This is a genomic window from Novosphingobium sp. FSW06-99 (assembly GCF_001519065.1).
In the GTDB taxonomy this organism is placed as follows: Bacteria; Pseudomonadota; Alphaproteobacteria; order Sphingomonadales; family Sphingomonadaceae; genus Novosphingobium.
In genome coordinates this window covers 121750-145947 of record NZ_KQ954261.1, presented here as the reverse complement: position 1 = coordinate 145947, position 24198 = coordinate 121750, and the positions used below count along the sequence as shown (strand labels likewise).

The 24198-nt window shown below is 65.1% G+C and carries 18 protein-coding genes; 9 read left to right on the top strand and 9 right to left on the bottom strand.

Features of this window, described 5'->3' with window-relative positions:
* The first annotated feature begins 32 nt into the window (after positions 1–32).
* The 4 genes from AQZ49_RS17615 to AQZ49_RS17600 all read left to right on the top strand — a co-directional run bounded on the left by AQZ49_RS17615 (position 33) and on the right by AQZ49_RS17600 (position 6261).
* Complete coding sequence (locus AQZ49_RS17615) at positions 33–3185, top strand: TonB-dependent receptor (protein WP_231739293.1); 3153 nt, start codon at positions 33–35, stop codon at positions 3183–3185.
* A 122-nt stretch (positions 3186–3307) separates the two neighbouring features.
* Positions 3308–4849, top strand: a complete 1542-nt coding sequence (locus tag AQZ49_RS17610) for a tryptophan halogenase family protein (RefSeq protein WP_067618726.1) — start codon at positions 3308–3310, stop codon at positions 4847–4849.
* A gap of 39 nt (positions 4850–4888) precedes the next feature.
* Positions 4889–5608, top strand: coding sequence for a SapC family protein (locus AQZ49_RS17605; protein ID WP_067618724.1), 720 nt, complete (start codon positions 4889–4891; stop codon positions 5606–5608).
* Between the two features lie 5 nt (positions 5609–5613).
* Positions 5614–6261 (top strand): DUF6445 family protein, encoded by a 648-nt coding sequence (locus AQZ49_RS17600; protein ID WP_067618722.1) that lies wholly within the window; start codon positions 5614–5616, stop codon positions 6259–6261.
* Positions 6262–6263: 2 nt separating this feature from the next.
* On the opposite strand, the gene AQZ49_RS17595 is transcribed toward AQZ49_RS17600, so the two are convergent.
* From AQZ49_RS17595 to AQZ49_RS17575, 5 genes are all read right to left on the bottom strand, one after another.
* A complete protein-coding gene (locus AQZ49_RS17595) occupies positions 6264–7298 on the bottom strand; it encodes a zinc-binding dehydrogenase (RefSeq protein WP_156428375.1) in 1035 nt (344 codons plus the stop codon).
* Positions 7299–7303: 5 nt separating this feature from the next.
* A complete protein-coding gene (locus tag AQZ49_RS17590) occupies positions 7304–7720 on the bottom strand; it encodes a (R)-mandelonitrile lyase (RefSeq protein ID WP_067618718.1) in 417 nt (138 codons plus the stop codon).
* 165 nt (positions 7721–7885) lie between these two features.
* Positions 7886–8794 (bottom strand): LysR family transcriptional regulator, encoded by a 909-nt coding sequence (locus AQZ49_RS17585; RefSeq protein ID WP_067618716.1) that lies wholly within the window; start codon positions 8792–8794, stop codon positions 7886–7888.
* Positions 8795–8884: 90 nt separating this feature from the next.
* Positions 8885–9304, bottom strand: a complete 420-nt coding sequence (locus AQZ49_RS17580) for a DUF3291 domain-containing protein (RefSeq protein ID WP_067618714.1) — start codon at positions 9302–9304, stop codon at positions 8885–8887.
* Between the two features lie 5 nt (positions 9305–9309).
* Positions 9310–10425, bottom strand: coding sequence for a zinc-binding alcohol dehydrogenase family protein (locus tag AQZ49_RS17575; RefSeq protein ID WP_067618709.1), 1116 nt, complete (start codon positions 10423–10425; stop codon positions 9310–9312).
* A gap of 115 nt (positions 10426–10540) precedes the next feature.
* On the opposite strand from AQZ49_RS17575, the gene AQZ49_RS17570 reads away from it, so the two are divergent.
* Positions 10541–11452, top strand: a complete 912-nt coding sequence (locus AQZ49_RS17570) for an AraC family transcriptional regulator (protein ID WP_067618707.1) — start codon at positions 10541–10543, stop codon at positions 11450–11452.
* Positions 11453–11455: 3 nt separating this feature from the next.
* Here the strand turns inward: AQZ49_RS17570 and epsC are convergent, their stop codons facing one another.
* Genes epsC through AQZ49_RS17555 form a run of 3 tightly spaced genes read right to left on the bottom strand, consistent with a single transcriptional unit; the run spans position 11456 to position 14285 of the window.
* Positions 11456–12412, bottom strand: a complete 957-nt coding sequence (epsC, locus tag AQZ49_RS17565; protein WP_067618704.1) for a serine O-acetyltransferase EpsC — start codon at positions 12410–12412, stop codon at positions 11456–11458.
* Between the two features lie 29 nt (positions 12413–12441).
* Positions 12442–13206, bottom strand: coding sequence for a class I mannose-6-phosphate isomerase (locus AQZ49_RS17560; protein WP_369819151.1), 765 nt, complete (start codon positions 13204–13206; stop codon positions 12442–12444).
* Positions 13207–13244: 38 nt separating this feature from the next.
* A complete protein-coding gene (locus AQZ49_RS17555; RefSeq protein ID WP_067618804.1) occupies positions 13245–14285 on the bottom strand; it encodes a mannose-1-phosphate guanylyltransferase in 1041 nt (346 codons plus the stop codon).
* Positions 14286–14596: 311 nt separating this feature from the next.
* Between AQZ49_RS17555 and AQZ49_RS17550 the strand changes: the two genes are divergently transcribed.
* From AQZ49_RS17550 to AQZ49_RS17535, 4 genes are all read left to right on the top strand, one after another.
* On the top strand, positions 14597–17692 hold the full coding sequence (locus AQZ49_RS17550; RefSeq protein ID WP_156428374.1) for a TonB-dependent receptor: 3096 nt from the start codon (positions 14597–14599) through the stop codon (positions 17690–17692).
* Positions 17693–17756: 64 nt separating this feature from the next.
* Positions 17757–19292: a tryptophan halogenase family protein gene (locus AQZ49_RS17545; protein ID WP_082701872.1), complete on the top strand. Its 1536-nt coding sequence runs from the start codon at positions 17757–17759 to the stop codon at positions 19290–19292.
* Between the two features lie 59 nt (positions 19293–19351).
* A complete protein-coding gene (locus AQZ49_RS17540) occupies positions 19352–21790 on the top strand; it encodes a glycoside hydrolase family 3 protein (RefSeq protein WP_231739292.1) in 2439 nt (812 codons plus the stop codon).
* 11 nt (positions 21791–21801) lie between these two features.
* Complete coding sequence (locus tag AQZ49_RS17535) at positions 21802–23115, top strand: glycoside hydrolase 5 family protein (protein WP_067618689.1); 1314 nt, start codon at positions 21802–21804, stop codon at positions 23113–23115.
* Positions 23116–23121: 6 nt separating this feature from the next.
* On the opposite strand, the gene AQZ49_RS17530 is transcribed toward AQZ49_RS17535, so the two are convergent.
* Positions 23122–24192 carry a LacI family DNA-binding transcriptional regulator gene (locus tag AQZ49_RS17530; protein WP_255355429.1) on the bottom strand — a complete coding sequence of 357 codons (1071 nt, stop codon included), beginning with the start codon at positions 24190–24192 and terminating at the stop codon, positions 23122–23124.
* Between the last annotated feature and the right edge of the window lie 6 nt (positions 24193–24198).

The window sequence follows — 24198 nt, the reverse complement described above, 5'->3', positions numbered from 1 at the left end:
AGGCGCTATTTGCGTCCACTGGAATTGTGTGCATGATGACCGTGCCAGCCACGGCACAGGCCGCGGCACAGCTCAAACAGTTTTCAATCGACGCCCAATCGGCCGAGACCGCCATCGGCGAATTCGGACACCAGGCCGGCGTACAGATCGTTGCCCCGCGAAAGTTGACCCGCTCGGTGCGGACCAACCCCGTCCACGGCGAATTGTCGGTTGCCGCAGCGCTCGACCGGCTGTTTGCCGGGACCGGGCTCGAGGTGCGCCAGACCGGGCCGCAGACATTTGCGGTGGTGGCAAAACCGGTCGCCACCGCCGGGCCGTCGGCGGTGGCCTCGGCAGCCCTGGTTGGGCGGACCGCTGTCGCCGAAGAGACCTCTGCCGCGCAGCCGGCGGCGCCGCCTGCCGCCGATCCCACCCAGGGCGCCGCTGCGCCCGATGCGGCGCCGATCATCGTCACCGGCCTGCGCGCCAGTCTCGACAATTCGCGCGGGATCAAGCGCGCGGCCAGCGGCATCGTCGATGCCATCTCGATCAAGGATATCGGCAAGTTGCCGGATGCCAACCTGGCCGAATCGCTCCAGCGCATCACCGGCGTATCGATTGACCGGTCGGGCGGCGAAGGCGCGTTCATCACGGTCCGCGGCTTTGGCCCGGAATTCAACACGGTGCTGGTCAACGGCCGCCAATTGGCCACCCCTACCGACCCTAGCCAGGCATCTGGTCGGGCATTCTCGTTCGACACGCTGGCGTCCGAGCTTGTATCGGGTGTGGAGGTCTACAAGTCGTCGACCGCGCGATTTCAGTCTGGCGGGGTTGGATCGACGGTCAACATCAAGACGGCCCGGCCGTTTGACTACAACGGGTTGAAATTCTCGTCCTCGGTCGATGTCAACTATGACACCAATGCCAAGAAGGCCGCGCCCGACGGGTCATTCCTGTTTTCGGACACCACCCACGACGGCAATTTCGGCGTGCTGCTGTCGGGCAGCTATCAGCATCGCTATGGCAAGCTGAACACCGCGCAGACCGACGGCTGGCTGGTCAACCCGGCGGTTCCGGGCAGCCAGGTCAATGGCGGAGCGGGCACCGTCAGCGCCAGCAACCCCAACGGCAACCTGTTCATCCCGCAGGATTTCGATGAACGCGTGATCACCGAAAACCGCGAGCGCATCGGCGGCACGCTGGTGTTGCAATACCGGCCCAACAACGATCTGACGATTACCGCCGACGCGCTTTACAGCAAGTTTACCGACACCACCGATTCCCGCTCGTTCGGCAACTGGTTCACCGCCACCAACCTGACCAACGTCAAGACCGATGCCAACGGCACGGCCATCGACATGACCCAGGCATCGGGCATTGCCGAGGATTTCCACGACGAAAAATTCGACAAGCGCACCAACACCAAGGCGTTCGGCCTGAATGCCGACTGGAAGATCAGCGAACACGTCAGCGCGGTGTTCGATGTCAACTATTCGGTGGCCAAGGAAGATCCCAACAACGGCCAGGAAAACGAACTGGCTCTGTTGGGCTATGATACGGGTTACGCACGGTTTCAGTCCGACAGTTCGGTATTGCCCTGGTTGTCCCAGGGACTGCCCGTCGCAGGCGGCGGCGCATGCCCCGGATCGGCAACCAATTCTGGCGTGGCCAGTTCCAGCGCAGTGGTGGGGCAGAACAACCAGGGCGCCAACGAACAGTTGTGCCAGCACGTGATGTTCTATCGCGGCTATGGGACGGATGACCAGGTGGTCCAGGCGCGTGCCGATTTCGTCTACAAAAGCGACAGCAAAGAGGGGCTGACCAGGGCCAACTGGGGCTTGTATGTTTCGCAGGATCGCAAGGACACCGCCTACGATTCCAACGAAGACGATTCGGGCAATGCGGTAGCCGGATATTTGATCCCTGCCCCCGCCAGCGTGCCGATCTCGGTGTTCAATGCCGGGTCGAATTTCCTTTCGGGCATCAGCGGCGCCAGTCGCCTGCCAACCCAATGGCTGACGTTCGATGCCGCCACTTTGTTCAGCGCGATCACCGCGCAACAGCAGGCCACCAATCCCGGGTTCACCTTTGCCCCGCATGACATCAACGACACCGTCGTACGCGAACGGGTGTTCGGCAGCTATTTCGAATCGCAATTCGATGGCGCGCTGGCGGACCGGCCGTTCAGCCTGGTGGCCGGGGTCCGCGTCGAACTGACATCGGCCTATGTCAACGGCCTAGCCACGGCCTATACCGGCCTGCGCTATCAGGACCCGACCGACGATATCCCGGTATCATCGGGCACCACGCGGACGGTCGGCACCAACAATTATGTCGATATCCTGCCCAACCTTGCCTTCAAATGGCTGGTCAGCGACACCTTCACCGCGCGTCTGGCCGCATCGCAGACGCTGACCCGGCCCACGCTCGAACAATTGTCGCCGGTCACCACGTTGAACACCTATCGGCCGGGCGATTTTGCCGCGTCCACCGGCAATCCCAACCTCAAACCGTTCAAGTCGGACAATCTCGATATCTCGGGCGAATATTACTACGCCCGCGCCAGCTATGTCTCGCTGGGCGGATTTCTGAAAAATGTCAGCAACTTCATCGTGCTGAACCAGACCACCGGCCCGATCAACGGCGTCAACGGCCCGCTGATCGATCCGGGCACCCCGTCCAGCCCCAACACCACCAACGCGCCGGCGCAATGGACCATCACGGCGCCGATCAACGGCGCGGATGCCACCGTGGTCGGGCTGGAGGCGGCATGGCAGCACGCGTTGGGCAACACCGGGATCGGCTGGCAGGTCAACGGCACTCTGGTCCATTCCAACCGCCAGTTGAACCCCCAGGACGTCAGCCAGAAATTCGCGCTGACCGGCCTGTCGAATTCGGCCAATGCCGTGCTGTTCTATGACAAGAACGGCATCGAGGCACGCATCGCATGGAACTGGCGCGCGCACTTCCTGCAATACCTGACCCCGCCGCCCAACGGCGCCGGTCAGGCAGTGACGCAAGTGCGCGCCTATCAGCAATTCGATGCCAGCCTGGGCTATCACCTGAACAAACAATATTCGGTGTTTTTCGAAGCGGCGAACCTGACCGACAGCAAGCTGGAGAAATATGCCTATTACACCAACCAGTTCCTCTACGCCGAAGACAGCGGGCGGCGGTTCAAGGCCGGTGTGCGGTACAACTTCTGATCCGCACAGGTTGATCGATTGACCGCCAGGGGTCCGGGCGTTCACAACCACGCCCGGACCTTTGCCGTCTGCCCCCTGGGCACTACTGGCGCGAACGCAGCGCGATAGAGGCTTTACGTGGAATGACCCAAGCTGTGAAATCGGTCTGCATTGTCGGCGGCGGTTCGGCCGGATGGCTGACCGCCGGATTGATCGCCGCCCGGCATCGTGGCGCGCCGGGCGGCGAGCACTGCCTGTCGATCACGCTGGTGGAAAGCGTGGAACGCGGGGCGATCGGCGTGGGCGAAGGCACCTGGCCGACCATGCGCCAGACTTTGCGCAAGATCGGCATTTCCGAAACCGATTTCATCCGCGCCTGCCACGCCTCGTTCAAGCAGGGCGCCAAATTCGTCGGCTGGCGCACGGGCGATCCGGACGATTTCTATTACCACCCGCTGGTCCTGCCCGAGGGCTTTCCCGATCTGGACCTGGCGCCGCACTGGCATGAAGCGGCGGCATCCTCGTTTTCGGATACCGTGTGTTTTCAGGAGTTCCTGTGCGAAAACGGTCTGGCGCCAAAGCTGATCACCTCGCCCGAATATGGCGGGATCGCCAACTATGCCTATCACCTCGATGCCGGGCAGCTTGGCAAATTGCTGCGCGATCATTGCGTGGGCAAACTCGGCGTGCGCCACCTCGATGACGAGATCGTCCGCGTGGAACAGGCCGACAACGGCGATGTGACCGCGGTGGTCGGTCTGCGCCATGGCCCGATCAAGGCCGACCTGTTCATTGATTGCAGCGGATTTTCCTCACTGCTGCTGGGCCAGACACTGGGCGTGCCGTTTGTCGATTGCAGCGATGTGCTGTTCATCGATCGCGCGCTGGCCGTACAGGTGCCCTATGACGGACCAGACAGCCCGATCGTCTCACACACCGTTTCCACCGCGCAAAAGCACGGCTGGATCTGGGACATCGGACTGCAAAGCCGGCGCGGCGTCGGCTATGTCTGGTCCAGCCGCCATGCCGGGGCCGACCGCGTGGCGGACGAACTGGCGGCCTATGTCGGCCCCGCCTTTGCCGATCTCAATCCGCGCGAAATCGCCATTCGATCGGGCCATCGCGCCTGTTTCTGGAAAAACAACGTGGTTGCCGTGGGACTGGCCGCCGGCTTTCTCGAACCGCTCGAAGCCTCGGCGCTGGTGCTGGTCGAACTGTCGGCCGACTATATCGCCACCGCGATGCCGGCCACGCGCCATGCGATGGATATTGTCGCCCGGCGATTCAACGCCATGACCCGCTATCGCTGGGACCGCATCATCGAGTTTCTGAAGCTGCATTACATGTTGTCCGAACGCGAAGACACTGCGTTCTGGCGCGACAACCGCGACCCCGACACCATCCCGCAGAATTTGTGCGACCAGTTGGAATTGTGGCGCCACCATCCGCCCGGCGAGCATGATTTCGCCAGCGCCAACGAGATGTTTCCGGCGGCAAGCTATCAATACGTGCTCTATGGCATGGGTTTTCGCACCGAGCCTTTGCGCAGACCCACAGCGGACGAGCGCCACGCGGCGCAGGACGCCTTTGCCCGCACCACCGCCACCAAGCGAAAGCTCGCCGCGATGCCGACCAACCGCGCCCTGCTGGACAAATTGGCGCAGTACCGATTTCAGCCGATCTGAATTTTGGCCATTTTCATCAGACTTTTACAGGGGGCAGTGATGAAACTCGTTCAACTCAGCCGCACCGAGCACGGGCATCTGCGCATCAATCCCGCGCTGGCGCTGTCGGTGGCGGCCAATGTCCATCTGGTGCCGCTGACGCTGTCGGAAATCCGCACCGTTGCCAGCCAGTTTCCGGTGTTCCTGGCCAAAGATGGCGAAACCGGGCAATTCTATCCCTGTGCGCTGATGGGGCTGGAACCGCACGAAAACCTCTATTGGACCGGGTCGGCGCTCGATGCCGACCATATCCCGCTCAACCTTCTGCGCTTGCCGTTCTTCATCGGCGGGGCCGATCCGGCACAGGCGGCGATCTGCCTTGATGAACACAGCCCCGGCGTCGATGCCAACGGACCCTGCGCCATCCTCGAACCCGATGGCAGCGACACCGGCTATATCACCACGATCCATGGCATTCTCGACCGGCTGGCGGCAGGCAAGGCACCGACGCGTGGGTTTGTTGAAAGGGTGGTCGGTCTGGGGCTGGCACGGGAGACAAAGCTCGACGTGCGCTTCGACAATGGCACGGGGGCCGTGCTGAACGGCCTTTATGCCATCGATGAAACGGCCTTGGGCCGCCAGGTGGCGGCGGTGACCGATTTTGACGATGTCATGGTGCTGGCCGCAATGGCGCTGTCGCTGGCGCATGTCGGCGGCCTGGTCCGGCGCAAAAACCGGCGGATCGAGGCCGACGCGCAATGGCTGGGCGCGGCGGCCTAGGCACCATGACCGCGCATCGGGGCCTGGCGCTGGGGCGCGATCACGTGCCCGTGTGGATCTTTGACGATGCCCACCCCGCGCCGCAGGCCTTGCGCGCGGCAGCAGAGGCCGTGTGCTTTGCCCGGCAGGATGGCGATTTCTACCCCGGGGTGCGCGCGGACCCGCCAGCGGACTATGCCGACTGGCTGGCCGATTTTCTGCACATTCGCGCCGAATGGGCCGGAATGCAGGTCCTGCGCGCCAGCTTTGCGATCGCCGCCACCGATCCGGCGTCGCTCCTGCCGATCCAGCGCATTCCCCATTTTGACGATCCCGACCCGGCGATCTGGGCGGCGGTGCACTATCTGGCCGAGGTGCCACACGGCGGCACGCTGTTCTTTCACCACCGCCGCAGCGGGTATGAACGGATCACAGCGTCGCGTGTGTCGGCATGGCGCCAGGCGCTGGCCGCCGACAGCGCCGAACACGGATTTCCCGACGCAGCCTATTGCGGGCCCGATGATGCACGGTTTACCTGCATCGGTTCGGCCGGTTGGCGCCCCAACCGCCTGGTGCTCTATCCCGCCAATTGCCTCCACGCCGGCGACATCGGCGGATCGTGGGCCAGTCGGTCCCGGCTGACGATAACCGCGCTCTTGCGCCTTGGCCCCTAGGCTTAGGGGCGCACCAGCACCTTCAACGCCTCGCGCGCGTTCATCGCGGCATAGCCGTCCGGCACATCATCGAGCGCCACCGTGCGGTCGAACACCAGGCCGGGCTGGATACGGCCCTCCATCACGTCGGGCAGCAGCGTGTCGATATAGGCGCGCACCGGCGCCGGGCCGCCGCCGACCACGACGTTGCGATAGAACATCGGTTGCGCGCCGGGAATCGTGTCGTAATGCGGAACGCCCACGCGGCCAACCGCGCCACCGGCCCGGACAATCCCCATCGCGGTGGCCATCGCATCAGCGGTTCCGACACATTCCAGCACCGATTGCACGCCGATCCCGCCGGTCAACGCCATGATACCGGTGATCGCCTCATCACCCCGCGTTGCCACGACATCGGTCGCGCCGAACTGCCGCGCCAGATCGGTGCGGACCGTGTGGCGCCCCAGCATGATGATCTGTTCGGCGCCCAACCGTTTGGCCGCGATCACCCCGCAGAGCCCGACCGCGCCATCGCCGATCACCGCCACCGTGCCCCCCGGCCTGACTCGCGAGATGACCGCCGCATGGTGGCCGGTGCCCATCACGTCGGACAACGTCAGCAGCCCGGGCATCAGCGCATCGTCTTCGCCGACCGGCAAGGGATAGAGCGTGCCATCGGCCCAGGGCACGCGCAAGGCTTCGGCCTGCGCGCCACCGGCTTCGCCGCCAACACCGAAAAAGCCCCCGTGACGGCACGCGGTCTGCAAGCCTTCGTCGCAAAACAGGCAACTGCCATCGGAAAAGGCAAACGGCATGATCACCACTTGCCCGCGCCGGATCGTGCGCACCTCGCTGCCGATATCGAGCACCACGCCGATCGCTTCGTGGCCCATCTGCTGGCCCGCCACATTTGGCCCGCCGTTGTAGGGCCACAAGTCGCTGCCGCAGATGCAGGCCCGCGTGATGCGGATCACCGCGTCGGTGGGTTGACGGATGGCGGCATCGGGCACGGTCTCGATACGCACATCGTGCGCCTTGATCATCACGGTTGCGCGCATGTCAACTACTCCTGATCCTGCACCGGGCCACCGAGGTAATCGGCATCGGACACGTGTTCCATCCATTCGACCATGCGGCCATCGAGCCCTTCCTGGATGGCGATATGGGTCATCGCAGTGGTCGGCGTCGCGCCGTGCCAGTGGCGATGCCCGGGCGGGCACCACACCACATCGCCCGCGCGGATTTCCACCACCGGGCCACCTTCGCAGCGGGTCCAGCCGGTGCCCGCGGTAACGACCAGCGTCTGGCCGAGCGGGTGGGTGTGCCAGGCGGTGCGCGCGCCGGGCTCGAACGTGACACTGGCGCAGGCGTGGCGTGCCGGTTCGGGCGCGGTGTTCAACGGATCGATGCGCACACGACCGGTAAACCAGTCTGCAGGACCAACCTGGGCGGGTCGGCTGCCATTGCGGTACAAGATCATGCAATGCTCCTATCGGAAACGGGCCAGGGCCCGCACGCAATCTTTGCGCGGGGGCCACCATGTTTCAGGTTGTTTCATCAATTGGCGTTGTACCGTCAAACGGGCGCGTTGATTACCATCAGGCTGGTTGATACAACGATGAATCCCGTTCATCAATGACCGGTCTCAAAGCCCCAGCGGACGCAATTCCCGGATCAATTCGATCAGCAGGCGCAGGCCCGTGGGCAACTGGTGCCGACCGGGGTAATAGATGTGAAAGCCCTCGCCCATCGAAGACCAGTCATCCAGCACCGTCCGCAAGGCACCGCGCGCGACCGCCCCGGCAACGCAGGGTTCGGGCAAATAGGCCAGCGCCGCGCCGCCTTCGGCCAGGTCGAGCGCGAGCTGGGTCTGGTCCATCGTGATCGCGCCGGGCACGTCGATCGCGATCGCCTCACCACCCCGCTCGAATTCCCAGTGATAGAGACTGTCATCGCCCAGCCGGAAACGCAGGCAGCGATGGCGGGCCAGATCGCGCGGATGCGCGGGGATGCCGAAACGGGCGAGATAGTCGGGCGATCCTACCACCACCCAGGCAATGTCGGCCGACAGCCGCCGCGCGATCATGTCTTCGGGCACTGTCCCGCCATAGCGAATGCCTGCATCGAACCCTTGCCCGACGACATCGACCATCGCGTTGCTGACCGCCACATCGACGGTGATGCCCGGATAGCGATCGACAAACACCGGCAGCACTTTGCCCAGCAGCAGCGTGGCGGCATGTTCGGGCACATTCAGGCGGATGCGGCCCATCGGTTCGTCCCGCAAACGGTCAAGCCGGTCGACCGCCGCACCGATCGCCGCAAACGGGCCTTCGAGCGCGGCCTGCAATTCCTCGCCCGCCGCCGTCAGCGTGACACTGCGGCTGGTGCGATTGACCAGTCTTGTACCCAGCCGCGCCTCCAGCCCCTTCAACCCATGGCTGATGGCCGAGGCGCTGATACCCAGTTCCAGCCCCGCGCGCCGAAAATTGCGGTGACGGGCCAGCACGAGAAACATCTGGAAATCGGCAAGATCGGCACGGCCAACGGTCATCGCGCAAGGATGCGGCGGTTCGCCGGGTTTGACAAGCTGATCGGGGCGCGCAGACGCCGCAAGTGGAACAGGTGATCTGACCCGTTGCCGTCAGAACCGCATGTCGTACCCTTCGGGCGGCGCGGGATAGGTGTGCCCGGCATGGCGCGGCCCGGGATGGCGCAGTGTCGAGGCGCGGCCCTCGTGCTGCAACCGGTGCGCCGCTTGCGCCCAGTCGGGCAGATCGCTGCCCTCCTGAACCCAGCGGACCATGCCCGCCTCGCTGCACCAGTCTTGCAGATGGGGCATGGCACTGCGATGCGCGCCGCTGGCCGCAAAGGCCTGCATGGCAATGGCGTCGCGCCAGACGGTGACCGTCCAATAGGCGAGATCGCCCTCGCGCCGGACCGCCCCGGCAAGATGCCCTTCGGCCTTGCGGATCTGCGCGATGATCCGGTGCGCGTGGATATAGAACAACGGCACAAAGCGGACCGAGCGCAGGCGAAAGCGGGTGATGCTGACGATTGCCATGGCGGTTACAGCGTCACGACGAGCTTGCGCGCCGAAACGCCCGCCGCCTGGCGATCAAGCGCCTGGGGAATGGCGGCGAGGCCGTGCCCGGCTATGATCGGTTCGGGCGCGGCGACGAAACGACCCTCGGCCAGCGCGCGCGGCAGGAAATCGCGGAAGATCATCGGCCCGACCTCGGTGTTCAGCAAGGCGCTGCCCCAGATAAACCTGGTGCGCACGCCCTTGCGGCGCGACTGGATCGCCAGCGCAAGGTTGCCCATCATGACCCGCGCCAGCGTGGGCACCAGCCGTGCCAGCCGTCCCTTGCCTGCGGGCACAGCGTCGAAACTGGCCGGCGGATTGGCCATGGCGACAAAGCGGTTGCCCTGGCAGGCGCCAAGGATCGCGATGCACGCGCCCGCCGATCCCTGGCCGATCGCCAGTGCACCGGCCAGAGTGCGCCCGCGCAGCGCCGCAATGATATCGCGGATGACGCTCGCGCTGGCATAGTCAAACGCCAGACGCGCGCCGAGCCTGGTCACATAATCAAAGTTGCGCGGCGATGCGGTGGTGATGACATCATAGCCTGCCGCAACGGCCAACTGGATGGCGTTGCTGCCCACACTGGTCGAACCGCCCCAGATCACCAGGGTTTGCCCTTTGGCTTGCGGTTCGGCCGAAGGCGCGTCAAGCGCAAGGCAGTCGGCATCGAACAGCCCGGTTGCGGCGGTCGACAGCGCCAGTGGCAGGACCGAGGCCTGAGCAAACGACAGGCTGTCGGGCATCGGCGAGGCCATATGCGCGGGCAGGATGGCATAGTGCTGAAATGCGCCCTCGGCGGCGCGATGACCCTTGTCGGCACCGGCGGCATAGCCCAGCACCCGCTCACCGACGCGGAACCGGGTGACCCCTTCGCCCACCGCGACCACCACGCCTGCGACATCAGAGCCCGCGATGAACGGATATGCGATCCATGGCGTGATAAGATCGCCAACCGCGCGCACCAGTCGGTCCATCGGGTTGACCGCGACGGCATGGACACGAACCAGTATCTCACCGGTGCGCGGCGCTGTGCAGGGTGCCGACGCCACGGTGAAGTCGGCGCGCTTGGCGTTGAGCCAGAGGGCAATATTGTCGGGCATGAGGTTCTCCTTGGCAAACGGGGTGACTGTTCCTGCCATGCGGGATAGACCTGCCAGATCGGACGAACCATGCTGAGACGTCCGTCATTTCGTTGCAATCGTCCAAGGAACGCCGATGGACCCCTTGTCCGACATTCTCTCGATCCTGCGCCCCAACAGCTATGGCTTTCGCGGGCTCGATGCCGGCGGCGACTGGGCGCTGGCATTTGCGGCCGATGACGCGATCAAGTGCTATGCCATCACCGAGGGGCATTGCTGGCTGGCGATAGAGGATATCGCCGCGCCCATTCGCCTCGAAGCGGGCGATTTCGCGCTGTTGCCCGGGGGCAAGTCCTATCGCCTGCACAGCGCCGCCGATGTCGCCCCGATCGACGCCTACACCTTCTTTCCCGCCATTCCGCCGGGCGAGATCGCCATGCTGAATGGCGGAGGCGCCTGCACCGGGGTTGGTGGCTATTTCGATTTCGCCGGGATGCACGCCGGCATGCTGCTGGGGATGCTGCCGCCGGTGGTCATCATTCGCGCCGCAGAGGGGCGCGAAGATCTCCGCTGGTCGATCGAGCGACTGATGCGCGAATTGCGCACGCCCCGGCCCGGGGGCACCCTGCTGGCCGAACACCTGACCCAGGCGTTGCTGATCGAGGCCCTGCGGCTCCATCTGACCGAGCACTCTGCCGAACACAGCGGCTGGCTGTTTGCGCTGGCCGACCGGCAGATGCTGGCAGTCATGACCGCGATGCATGGCGAACCGGGCCGCAAGTGGACGCTGGAAAGCCTGGCCAGGATCGCAGGCATGTCGCGATCAAGCTTTGCCGCGCGGTTCAAACAGCGCGTGGGCGAGCCGGCGATGGATTATCTCACGCGCTGGCGCATGATGCTGGCCGCCGACCGCCTGGCCAATGCCGGCATGTCGATCGCGGTTGTTGCCCCCACCGTGGGCTACGAATCCGAAAGCGCGTTCGGCGCGGCCTTCAAGCGCGTGATCGGCTATTCACCGCGCCAGTTTGCCAGGGGCGCGGCACGCTGATCGCTACAATCCCGACCACTCGTTGGGATCGCACGGGTCGGTCGTCTCGATATTGATGCTGGGTTGGGTCTGGCGGACGCGGCTGCCGCACGGGACCGATCGGGTCAGCCAGACATTGCCGCCGATCACCGATCCCTTGCCGATGGTGATGCGTCCCAGCACGGTGGCGCCGGCATAGATCGTTACGTCGTCCTCGATGATCGGGTGGCGCGGGGTGTTCAGCAGGCGACCTTCGTCATCGGTGGCAAAGCTGCGCGCGCCCAGCGTCACTGCCTGGTACAACCGCACGCCCTTGCCGATCACGGCGGTCTGGCCGATCACCACACCGGTGCCATGATCGATGAAAAAGCTTTCGCCGATCGATGCCCCGGGGTGGATATCGATGCCGGTGCGCGAATGCGCGTTTTCCGCGATGATCCGCGCCACCAGCGGGGCACCCAGCAGATAGAGTTCGTGCGCAATGCGATGGTGGATCAGCGCAATCGTGCCGGGATAGCACAGCAGCACTTCATCAACGCTGCGCGCCGCCGGATCGCCGCGAAACGCCGCTTCAAGATCGGTGTCGAGCAGCGCGCGGATCGCCGGAAGGCGCGTAGCCAGTTCCTCGACAATCGCGGTCACCGCGCGCTCGATCGCTTCCGATCCGCGCGTCGGGCGCACATAGTACAGTTCCATCCGCACTTGCTCTGCCAGCATCGGCAGCGCGGATTGCAGACTGTTGCGAACGAATACATTTTCGTCGCACGCCTTCAGCCCTGGTGGCCCCAGCCGCAACGGGAACAGCGCAGCGGCCAGCACATCGATGATCTGCCCCAGCGCGTGGCGCGAGGGGAATCCGTGGGCACCGAACTCGCCCGCGTGGCCCTGCGCATCGCGCCAGCTTTCACGCACCTCGCGCAATCGGGTGACAACGCGCGAAATATCTAACGGCGCATGCTCCGTCACTTGCGGATCAGCCATGGCATTTCATCCTTTTGCGACAGCGCCGGTCAGAGCTTGGCACGAACGACGATGGCTTGTCCGCCCTCGTCAAACACCGCCGCGTCAAGACTTTCGCTCGTGGCACATTCACCCGGATGTATGACCGTTTCGCCAATCCGCAAGGTGCCCTCGCGCGGAAGCAGCAGCACCGGGCACCGGTAGGCCGCGCATAGCGCCGCATCGGGCACGCCATCGATGCGATGGGCCTGAAAATAGCGCCCGTCGGCCAGTTCGACCGTGCCGGCGTCGGGGATATGGCGATGCAGCGCAGGGGCATAGGGTTCACCCCGCGCGACCGCGATCCCGTCATGAAGATGCAATTCGCGCGGACGCCCATAATCGTACAGCCGATAGGTGATGTCGGCGTTCTGCTGAATCTCGATCACCCCCACCCCGGCGCCGATGGCATGCACCGTGCCAGCCGGAATATAGAAGAAATCGCCCGGCCGCACCGGATACCAGGTCAACAAGTGCTCGATGCTGCCATCGAGCGCGGCGGCACGCATGGCGTCGTGATCGATCGGCTGGTTGAAGCCCACGCCGAGCGTGGCGCCCGGTTCGGCATGGATCACCAGCCAGCATTCGTCCTTGCCGGTGGTCTTGCCACCCGCCGCCAGCGCCTGCGCATCGTTGGGGTGGACCTGCACCGACAGCTTTTCACTGGTGAAGATGTACTTGATCAGGATCGAGGGAACTTCGGGCGGCGGCTCGAACCAGATTTCACCGACCCGGTGCCCCGGCGCGGGGGCGAACGGTGCGGGCAGCACATCCATGCCCCACGGCTTGTCGACCAGTTTGACGGGCAGGCCGGTCACTGGTTGACCGCCCCCTGCAACTTGCCCACCAGTTGCGCGCCGCCCGGCGTGGTGATCATCACTTCGTTGCCATCGACCACGATGATCAGGTTTTCTACCCCGACCACCGACACGCGTGGACCATCGCTTTCGACCATCACATTGCGGCAATTCTTCAGTTCGGCGGGACCGCGCACCGCATTGCCCAGATCATCGCGGGGCAAGGCATCGTGCAGCGCCTGCCAGTTGCCGATATCAGACCAATCCATCGACACCGGCACCATCGCTGCGCGATTGGTCTTTTCCATCACCGCATAATCGACCGAATCGCCGCGGATCGTGGCAAAGATTGCCGCGTCGGGGTAAAACCTGTCGCCCTCTTCGTGCCCGGCAGCCACCGCCGCGCGCACGGCTTCGGCAATATCGGGGCGATGCTGCGTCAGCTCGGCCAGGAATGCCCCGGCGCGAAAGGCAAAGATGCCGCCATTCCACGAATAGCCGCCATCGGCCAGAAACGCCCTGGCGCGGTCCAGATCGGGTTTTTCGACAAAGCGTTCGACCCGATAGCCCGATGAACCGGCGATCGCCTCGCCCCGCTTGAGATAGCCAAAGCCCGTTTCGGGCGAAGTGGGCGCGATGCCGAATGACACCAGCCAGTCGTCTGCGGCCAGCGCCGCCGCCTCATGGGCCGCGGCCTGGAACGCAGCCCAGTCACCAATGTGATGGTCGCTGGGGCACACCAGCATGATCGCCTCGGCCGGCAGACGCACCGCGGCCAATGCGATCGCGGCGGCGGTGTTCCTGCCCTCGGGCTCGACAATGATGCTGCCGCGTTGCGCATCGGGCAACTGGCTTTCGACCAGCAGCACGTGTGCGGAACCCGCCACCACCACCGGATCTGCAAACCCCGCATTGGGGCTGCAGCGCAGCACCGTTGCCGCAAACAGCGTGGTTTCGCCCATCAGCGGCAGAAACGGCTTGGGCATGGCCTTGCGCGAACGCGGCCAGAGCCGGGTGCCGCTGCCCCCACACAAGATGACAGGTACAATCTGTGTCACGCAGGTAAATTCTTTCCCGGAAATTGCATAAAACGGGGCCCATCCGCCTGAAAGGCCGTGGCGGTTGCTTATCCCACGGGTCATACCGTGTCATGCCAAAAGTGCCTTGGAAATCGCGGAAAACCGGCTCCATCTGCCTCATTGTCGCACGTCAGGGCATCGCGGCGCGCCCCGCGAAGCTCTGTCCGATTAACGATTGACATCGATGTCAGACAGACATATCCAGAGCGCGAAGGCTGCGCTTTCGGTCGCGAATTTCTGTGCGAATCGGACCCAACAACAAGGCGCAGTCCGAACAGGAGGGGAATCTCATGAAACGCCAATATCTGGCGCGCGTCTTTGCGCGCTCTGCTTCTGCGTCCGCAATGATTGTCGCCGGTCTCGCCGGCAATCCGCTGCTGGCCCAGTCGGCCGCGCAACCGGCGCCCGCGGCTACCGGCACGGCACCTGCCAGCGCAGCGCCCGCCACCAAACCCGCCGAAGATGTCACCAACGCGATCATCGTCAGCGGCTATCGCGCCAGCTTGCGCAGCGCGATCAACACCAAGCGCAATTCCGATCTGCTGCTGGAATCGATCGCGCCTGAAGATATCGGCAAGTTCCCCGACCAGAACGTGGCTGAATCGCTGCAGCGCCTGCCCGGCGTGCAGATCGACCGTTCCAATGGCCAGGGCACATCGGTGCTGATCGACGGCTTGCGCCAGAACGCCACGCTGCTCAATGGCGAAGTGTTCCTGACCGGTCGCGAATTCTACGTCTCGGGCGAAGCATCGGGCGGCGGCGCTGGCGCCAACAGCCAGTATGCCTCGCTCGAAGGCGTGCCGAGCGAGGAAATCGGCGGCATCGACGTCTACAAGAACCCGCAGGCTTCGACCGTCGAAGGCGGCATCGGCGGTACCATCAACCTCAAGGGCATCGACCCGCTGGCGCAAAAGCAGGGCCTGACCATCGCGGGCAACTTGCGCGGCACGGTGTCCTCGGGCGCCAAGAAGGTAACGCCCGACGGCACTCTGTTCGTGTCGTACAAAGTCAGCGACAATTTCGCGGCGTTCGCGGCCGTGTCATACGACCACGAGAAGACCCTGACCGACACGTTCCAGGACGCCAACCGCAACCAGTGGCTGATCACCGACTATGTCACCACGCCGCAATTCGGTCCCAACGGCGGCGGGCTGACCGCCGCGAGCTTTGCGCCGGGATCAAAGAACTACCTCATCCCGCAGCTTGCCTATTTCACCAACGACAACGATGATCGCAAGATCTTCGGCGCCTCGGCGGGCTTCAATGCAAAATTGAGCGATGACCTGTCGCTCAGCTTTGTGTGGTTCCACAGCCACGAAGATGACACCGACATCCAGTATTCGGACAAAGTCTGGTTCAACGGCCAGGGTGCGTCCGCGGGAACGCCGTCGTCACCGGGCACCGCGTTGCCCGCGCTGCTGGCAGGCAGCCCGTCATCGATCGACAGCAACGGGGTTGTCCAGTCGGGCTCGTTCTACGCCAACGGTGCGGAAACCGCGACGCTGTACCAGAACACCACTGCGCATGCCGACAACTACCAGGCCAAGCTGAAATTCGACAACAAGGAAGGTCTGCGGCTCAACTTTGGCGGCGCCTATTCCAAGGCAGCCTCCGATCTGGAGGCAGACCAGGCCGACGTCGAACACGGTCAGTACAACAGCTATGCAACCGGGCTGCCGACCACGTCGGCTCCGGGGTGCAACACCGGCGCTTCCACGTGCGCGACCGGGGGCACGCCGGGTTATTCGTTCAACTGGGCCAACGGTGGTACTTCGGGCCTGCCGTCGGTGTCGTACAATTCGAACGTGCTCAACAATCCCAACTATACCCTGTTCAAATCCAACTGGGCCTGGGCCAACAAGACCGACCAGTCGGCATGGGACGTGCACTTCGACGCAGCCTGGGATGTCCGGCCGGGCATCACCATCGAGGCCGGTGCGCGCGGCGCTGGCCGCGACGTGCAACAGATCTTTGGCCGTTACCTGATCACCTCGCCCGACGGGTCGCCGATCAACACCAGCATTGCCACCGGCGGCGGCAACTATGTCTATTACCTCGATCCGGGCTATGCCGGGCTGCCCTATTCGACCGCGCTGTCGAATCCCAATCTGGCGATGAACGTCAACAATTTCGGGGCCGGCTCGATCACGGTGAAAAACCCCTATACCGGGGGCATGACCAACCCATCGACTTACCTCGAAACCGTGTGGTCGGGCGGCGGTGGCGGCACCAACACCACCGAAAAGTTCTTTGAAGACACGCTCAGCTCGTTCGAAGTCAACAGCAAGACCACCGCGGCCTATCTGATGACCGACATTGGCGAAAAGTCGTCGGCCTATCACCTCAACGTCGGTGTGCGGTTCGTTTCGACCTGGCTCGATATCAACAATGCCCAGACCGCACCCGTGCCGACCTTCTATGGCACGGCGTCGTGGAACGGGGTGAACAACAACAACGTTCCGGTGACCACCGACCGCCAGTACAACGACGTGCTGCCGTCGCTGAACTTTGAATACAAGCTTGGCGATCACCAGATCATCCGTCTGGGCGCGGCCAAGGTGATGTCGCCGCAGGATCTGTTCTCGCTGGGTCTGGGCAATACTTTCAACTTCACGCGCCAGGTCGGCTCGCGGACAAATGTCAACACCGGCGTCGCCGACGGGTTTGCCTTTGCCGGCGGGTCGTCGGGCAACACCCAACTCGATCCCTATCGCGCGTGGCAGGGGGTCGCCGACTACGAAAACTACTTTGCGCCCGGTTCGATGATCAGCGTCGCGGCGTTTTACAAGAAAGTGCTCAATTTCGTCGAAACGCTCAATGTCCCGACATTGGTCAACGACGATTTCGGTGGCACCGTGGCCGATGTGACCAAGCCGGAAAACGCCGGATCGGGTTATATCTACGGCCTTGAACTGAGCGCCCAATGGCAGGCCCGCGACGGCATCCTGCAGGGCTTTGGCCTGGCCGGAAACTATACCCGGTCGGAATCGAGCGCCAGCCTGCCAACGTCGTTCACCACAAATGCCCCGATCCCGGGGGTTGCCAAGAACGCCTTCACACTCAACGGTTTTTATGAATCGCACGGCTTCTCGGCCCGCCTGTCCTATTCGTGGCGCGACAAGTCGATCAACGATTCAGCCGCGGGTGCGACGTTCGCATTCAACAACCAGATCGGCGTTTCGCAGACTTATGAGGTCTTTTCGGCCCCCTATGGTCAGCTCGACGGGCAGATCGGCTATGACGTGAACCGCAATTTCGGACTGGTGTTCTCGGCACAGAACCTGACCAAGACGGCCCAGCATACTTATCTGCAATGGCCCAACGAACCGTTCACCTATTTCAATTCGGGTCACCGGTTCTTCTTTGGCGCCAAGTTCAAATACTGACGTCCTCCCTCGCGGCCGCCGTTCCTCATGCGGCGGCCGCACTTTTTTCAGGGGCCCTGATCCGATGACCCGCGTGCATGCCACCCCCACCGACGATCCGGACGGCGCGATCCGTTCGATCCTGATCGTCGGCGGCGGCACCGCCGGGTGGACGGCGGCGGCCATCCTGGCTCGCGCGCTGACCGGCACGCGCACGCGCATCACGCTGGTCGAAAGCGCCGCGATCGGGGTGATCGGCGTGGGCGAGGCAACCATCCCGCCGTTTGTCGATCTGTTGCAGTTCCTGGGCATCAAACTGCCCGATTTCATCCACCATACCGGCGCCACGCAAAAACTGGGCATCCGTTTCGACGGGTGGAACGGCGACGGTTCATCTTATTGGCACCCGTTCGGCACGTTCGGCACCACTGTCGCACGCCGACCGTTCCACCACGCGGTGCTGCGCGCACGCGCGGCGGGCGCAACCGCGCGGGTGAGCGATTTCAGCCTGTGCGCGGCGCTGGCCGAACGCGATCTGGGCTTTGCACCGCAGGGCCCGGTGCCGCCCGGCGCGCGGTTCGCCCTCCACCTCGATGCGGTGCTGGTCGCGCGTTATTTCGCGCACTATGCGCAAAGCCTGGGGGTGACCCGCATCGAGGGCACCGTGGCAGGCGCCACTCGCGATGCGCGTGGCATGATCGGCGCGGTACACCTGGCCGACGGGGGCGCCATCGCCGCCGACTTGTTCATCGATGCCAGCGGTTTTCACGGCGTGCTGATCGATCGCGAACTCGCCGAACCTTATATCGACTGGCGCGCGCATCTGCCCTGCGATCGCGCACTGGCCCTGCCCACCGATCGCGGATCACGCCTGCCGCCCTATACGCTGTCGGCGGCAATGCGGTCTGGCTGGCGCTGGCAGATCCCGTTGCAGCACCGCACCGGCAATGGCTATGTCTATGCCTCGACCCATTGCGCCGACGATGCCGCCGCCGACGAATTGCTGGCCGCGCTGGCGGTGCCCGGCAATCCCGCCCCGCGCCAGTTGCGGTTTGTGCCGGGGCGCCGCGCGCGCGCCTGGGTCGGCAATTGCGTGGCGATCGGGCTTGCCTCGGGCTTTCTGGAACCGCTTGAATCGACTAGCATCCATCTCGCCTGCGCGGGCGTGCTCAATTTGCTCGATCACTTTCCGGGGCGCGCTTGCGACCCCGCGCTGGCGGCCAGCTACAACGCCGAACTGGCGGCGGAAATGGATCATGTGCGCGATTTCCTGATCCTGCACTATGCGCTCACACAGCGCCGCGACACCCCATTCTGGCGTGATATGGCCGCTGCCCCCCTGCCCGACAGCCTGGCCGCGCGGATCGCGCTCTATGCCGATGCCGGGATCGTGCGGCCGCGTCCGCGCGACTTGTTCACCGAACCAAGCTGGTTCTACGTGTTCGACGGCATGGGCCTGACCCCGCGCCGCACCGACCCGTTGCTGGCCGTCGTCGAACCCGTCCGACTGGCGCAGATGCTCGGCCAGATCGGGCGCGATGCGTTGGCCGGTGCGCGTATGGCCGTTTCCCACGCCGACCTGTTTCCCCCTTCTCAGACCAGAGTTGCTATCGTCGCATGATGTGTGTCCGTACCCCGTCCCGCGCTGTCGCGCGCGCGTGCCTGCTGCTTTGCCTGTCCGTGGCCCAACCTGCGCTGGCCGATCCGCCGGGCACCGCGCATCCGGCGATCTGGCCGCAATACCACTATCCGCCCACCACCGACGCCGCGACCGAAGCGCGCATCGCCGACTTGTTGCGGCGCATGACTCTGGAGGAAAAGGTCGGCCAGATGGTCCAGGGCGATATCAACAGCACCACGCCCGAGGATCTGCGCCGATACCACCTTGGCGCGGTGCTCAACGGCGGCAACAGCGGCCCCGGCAACAACGACAAGGCGCTGGCGCCCGAATGGCTTAAGCTGGCCGATGCCTATTGGGCTGCCTCGACCGACCGTTCGCAAGGTGGCGTCGGTATCCCGGTGATCTGGGGCACCGATGCCGTGCATGGCCATTCCAACATCATCGGCGCAACGCTGTTTCCGCACAATATCGGGCTGGGCGCGACGCACGATCCGGCGCTGATCGAACGCATCGGCGCCGCCACTGCCGAGGAAATCCGCGCCACCGGGATCGAATGGACCTTTGCGCCCACGGTGACCGTGCCGCAGGATTACCGCTGGGGCCGCGCCTATGAAGGCTATTCGTCGGACCCGGCGCTGGTATCGCAATTTGTCGGGGCGATGCTGCGCGGGTTGCAGGGCCCGCCCGATGGGCACAACCTCATCGCCTCGGGCAAAGTGATCGCCTCCACCAAGCATTTCATCGGCGATGGCGCGACCACCAACGGGGTCGACCAGGGCGATGCGGCAATCCCCGAAACCGCGCTGCGCGACATTCACGGCGCGCCCTATGGCCCCGCGATCGAAGGCGGCGTGGCCACCATCATGGCCAGCTTTTCGAGCTGGCAGGGCGTCAAGATGGCGGGCAACCACTCGCTGCTGACCGGCGTGCTGAAAGACCGCATGAACTTCGGCGGGTTTGTGGTGTCCGACTGGAATGCGCATGGCCAGGTCGAACATTGCACCAATGCCTCGTGCCCTGAAACGGTGCTGGCCGGCGTCGACATGGTGATGGCGCCCGACAGTTGGAAAGACATGGTCACCAGCCTGATCGCGCAAGTGCGCGGCGGGGTGATTCCGATGGCGCGCATCGACGAGGCGGTCACCCGCATCCTGCGGGTCAAGGCGCGGCTGGGCCTGTTTGACGCAGGCGCCCCCTCGACCCGGCCCCTAGCCGGGCAATGGGCGTTGCTGGGATCGCCCGCCCACCGCGCGGTGGCGCGCGAGGCGGTGCGCAAATCGCTGGTCCTGCTCAAGAACGATGGCGTGCTGCCGCTGCATGGCAAGGCGCGCCTGCTGGTGGCGGGCGACGGGGCCGACGACATTGCCCGCGCCGCCGGAGGCTGGACGATCAGTTGGCAGGGCACCGGGCTGACCCGGGCCGACTTTCCCGGCGCGACCTCGCTGTGGCAGGGGCTGAAATCCGCCGTCGAGGCCGCTGGCGGGCAGGCCGAACTGGCTCCAGACGGGCACTATACCCAGCGCCCCGATGCCGCGGTGGTGGTGTTCGGCGAACGGCCCTACGCCGAATTCCAGGGCGATCTCAAATCGTTGCAATTGACGCCCGATCTGACCGCGCCGTGGGAAACGATGCGGCGCCTGCGTGCCCAGCATATTCCGGTGGTGGCGGTGATGCTCACCGGGCGGCCCCTGTTCGTCAACCCCGCGCTCAATGCCGCCGATGCCTTTGTGGTCGCCTGGCTGCCCGGCAGCGAAGGCGAGGGGCTGGCCGATGTGCTGGTCGGCGATGCCGGGGGCCATCCGCGCTTTGCGATGACCGGCAAATTGCCGACCGCCTGGCCGCGCACCGCGCGCGCCGCCGATGGCGTGCTGTTTCCGTTCGGCTATGGCCTGACCTGGCGTGACCGCACGCGCGACTGGACACCCCTGTCCGAAGATCCGGGCGTTGCCCCCACCGGCGATGCGCGGCGCTGGTTTGCCAACGGGCAACCCGCCAGCGGCTGGTCGCTGCGGGTCGAGGCCGCCGATGGCAGCGGATCGACACGGGTGACCACGGTGCCCGTCGATGCGCTGGGCGGGCGCGTGCACGTAACCGCCCGCGACTTCGCGGTGCAGGAAGGCGCGCGGCGGTTCGCGGTGGATGACGGTGCGGCGACGATCGCACTGATGCCGCCCGCCCCGCTCGATCTGGCGCGCGAAGCCAACGGCGATGTCATGCTGTTGCTGACCGTGCGTGTGGCGGCGGCGCCCGCGCACGCCGCGCTGGGCGCCACGTGCAACGGCACGCCGTGCACCGCCAATGTGCCGGTGGTGCTGCCCGCCAACGACCGCTGGGTGCGCTATGGCCTGCCGCTCAAGTGCCTGGCCGCGCATGGCGCCGATGTATCCCGGCTGGGCGAAGCGTTCCGCCTGTCGGTCGAAGGCACCAGCGATTTCACCATCGGCGAAGTCCGGCTGGGCAACGATGCGGAGACTTTGCTGCCATGTCCCAATCCATAACGTCCGAATTGATGAGCACCAACCGTCGCACCGTGCTGGCCGGGCTGGCCGCGAGTCCGCTCGCCATCGGCACGGCGCGTGCTGCCACCGCAGCGCCCGGCTTTGTGCGGCGCGAAGGCATCGGACTGATGCGCGACGGGCGTCCGTGGCGGCACACCGGCGCCAATGCCTGGTACCTGGCCTGGCTGGGCGCCGATCCGGCTGGCCGCGCGCGGCTGGGACGCGAACTCGACCGGTTGCAGGCGATCGGCGTGCGCAATGTGCGGCTGCTCGCCTGGGCCGAGGAAGGGCCATTGCGCGCCAGTGTCACCCCCGGTTTTGTCAACCGCGCGGGGCAGCGCAACGCGGCGCTGCTGATCGGGCTCGACCATGCCATGGCCGAACTGGCGCGGCGCGACATGACCGGTGTGCTCTATCTGACCAACAACTGGGAATGGTCGGGGGGGATGATGACCCGGCTGTGGTATGAAACCGGGCACTATCTCGACAACAACGATCCCACGCACCCCTGGCCCGCGTTTCCCGACGCGGGCGCGCAATTCTATGCCAACCGCCCGGCGGTGGCGCGCTTTTTCGACGATGTGCGCGCGCTGGTCGGGCGAGTCAACAGCGTGACGGGCCGGGCCTATCGCGATGACCCGGCGATCCTGTCATGGCAATTGTGCAACGAACCGCGCCCGGGCGTCAGCCCCGAGGTGATGGCGCGCGTGCTGCCCGACTATTACGCGTGGATCGACGCCACCGCGGCGCTGATCCGCAGCATCGATCCCAACCATCTGGTCTCGCTGGGCATGGAAGGCACGATCGCCAGCGCCGGGCGCGAAGACATCGTCGTGCGCGCGCACCAATCGATCGATTATCTGACCGCACACGTCTGGCCGCTCAACTGGGGCTGGGTCGATGGCAAGAACCTGGCCGGAACCTGGGACGCCGGGCGCGCCAAAGTCGAAGCCTATGTGGCCACGCATGTCCGCCTTGCCAAAGCGCTGAACAAGCCGCTGGTGATCGAGGAATTCGGCTTTCCCCGCGATGGCGAATTGTATGACCCCACGGTGCCGACCACCTTCCGCCAGCGCTATTACCGGCTGATCTATGCCGCCGCCGAGGCGAGCCTGGCCGAGGGCGGCCCGATCGCGGGCACCAATTTCTGGGGCTGGAACGGCGAAGCGCGCACCACGCGCCCCGATCACCGCTGGCACGCGGGCGACCCGCTGATGGGCGACCCGCCCCACGAACCCCAGGGCTGGTACGGCAATTTCGACAGCGACGCGCCGATGATCGCGGTCATCCGCGACCACGCCGCCCGGTTCGCCACACGCGCCTGAGCGGGCCTAACCGCGCGGTGCCGCCGTGGATTGGCGGATCAGCAGTTCGTGGCGGTGCAGCACGGGGGCGGGTACGGGTTCTCCGGCCAACAGTTTGAGCAGGCCTTCGGTGGCCGACACCGCCATGTCGAACACCGGTTGGCGCACGGTGGTCAGTTTGGGCATGATCAGGCGCGAGATGTCGGAATCGTCGAAACCGACCACCGACAGGTCGTCGGGGGTGGCCAGGCCCGCATCGCGGGCCACGGTGATTGCGCCCACCGCCATGTCGTCGTTCTGGGCCAGCACGGCGGTCGGGCGCGGGCCGGGCCGGGCCAGAATGCGCTGCATCGCGGCTTCGCCGCTGGCCAGCGTGAAATCGCCCGGTTCGACCGCGACCGTCTCGATCGCGATGCCGTGCGCGGCGAACGCCTGGGCATAGCCCGCGCTGCGCGCCGCGCTGGCACGGTGGGTGGGATCGCCCAGGATCACCGCCAGCCGCCGGTGCCCCAGCGTCAGCAGGTGTTCCGCCGCCTCGCGCGCGGCGGCCGTGTCGTCGAGTAGCGAACAGGCGCCCCGCCCCGGTTCAAGCTGCGGCGCGATCCGGCCATAGGGAATGCCCGCCGCGTCTAGCCGGTCGAGCACCGCAATCTCGTCGCTGCCCGGCGGGGCCAGCACCACACCATCGAGCGCGGCCGAGCGCAGAAAGGTGAAGAACGCCTCGGGCTGGGCACAGACATCGCGAAACGGCAGGATGATCATCCGCCAGCGTTCGTCGGCCAGCCGTTCCAGCACACCGCGCTGCAATTCGACGACATAGCTGGGGCTGGGGCGTTCATACGTCAGCCCCAGCATGAAACTGCGCCGCGTGATCAACCCTTTGGCGGTGATATTGGGCTGATAATTCAGCTCTTTGGCGACCGCCTTGACGCGGTCGCGCACGGCATCCTTGACGAACGGTTCGTCATTCAGAACACGCGACACGGTCTTGGGAGACACCCCGGCGGCAGTCGCGATTTCGTAGATCGTGGCGCGGCGCGAAATGGCAGGTCTCCGAAAAATTGCCTCAGCTTTGCGCGAAAGGCGCCCGCTTGACAAGCACCT

Excerpts from the sequence above, each read along its gene's own strand:
- AQZ49_RS17615 (WP_231739293.1), top strand. The coding sequence starts at position 33 with ATGATGACCGTGCCAGCCACGGCACAGGCCGCGGCACAGCTCAAACAG.
- AQZ49_RS17610 (WP_067618726.1), top strand. The coding sequence starts at position 3,308 with ATGACCCAAGCTGTGAAATCGGTCTGCATTGTCGGCGGCGGTTCGGCC.
- AQZ49_RS17605 (WP_067618724.1), top strand. The coding sequence starts at position 4,889 with ATGAAACTCGTTCAACTCAGCCGCACCGAGCACGGGCATCTGCGCATC.
- AQZ49_RS17600 (WP_067618722.1), top strand. The coding sequence starts at position 5,614 with ATGACCGCGCATCGGGGCCTGGCGCTGGGGCGCGATCACGTGCCCGTG.
- AQZ49_RS17595 (WP_156428375.1), bottom strand. The coding sequence starts at position 7,298 with ATGCGCGCAACCGTGATGATCAAGGCGCACGATGTGCGTATCGAGACC.
- AQZ49_RS17590 (WP_067618718.1), bottom strand. The coding sequence starts at position 7,720 with ATGATCTTGTACCGCAATGGCAGCCGACCCGCCCAGGTTGGTCCTGCA.
- AQZ49_RS17585 (WP_067618716.1), bottom strand. The coding sequence starts at position 8,794 with ATGACCGTTGGCCGTGCCGATCTTGCCGATTTCCAGATGTTTCTCGTG.
- AQZ49_RS17580 (WP_067618714.1), bottom strand. The coding sequence starts at position 9,304 with ATGGCAATCGTCAGCATCACCCGCTTTCGCCTGCGCTCGGTCCGCTTT.
- AQZ49_RS17575 (WP_067618709.1), bottom strand. The coding sequence starts at position 10,425 with ATGCCCGACAATATTGCCCTCTGGCTCAACGCCAAGCGCGCCGACTTC.
- AQZ49_RS17570 (WP_067618707.1), top strand. The coding sequence starts at position 10,541 with ATGGACCCCTTGTCCGACATTCTCTCGATCCTGCGCCCCAACAGCTAT.
- epsC (WP_067618704.1), bottom strand. The coding sequence starts at position 12,412 with ATGGCTGATCCGCAAGTGACGGAGCATGCGCCGTTAGATATTTCGCGC.
- AQZ49_RS17560 (WP_369819151.1), bottom strand. The coding sequence starts at position 13,206 with ATGGATGTGCTGCCCGCACCGTTCGCCCCCGCGCCGGGGCACCGGGTC.
- AQZ49_RS17550 (WP_156428374.1), top strand. The coding sequence starts at position 14,597 with ATGAAACGCCAATATCTGGCGCGCGTCTTTGCGCGCTCTGCTTCTGCG.
- AQZ49_RS17545 (WP_082701872.1), top strand. The coding sequence starts at position 17,757 with ATGACCCGCGTGCATGCCACCCCCACCGACGATCCGGACGGCGCGATC.
- AQZ49_RS17535 (WP_067618689.1), top strand. The coding sequence starts at position 21,802 with ATGAGCACCAACCGTCGCACCGTGCTGGCCGGGCTGGCCGCGAGTCCG.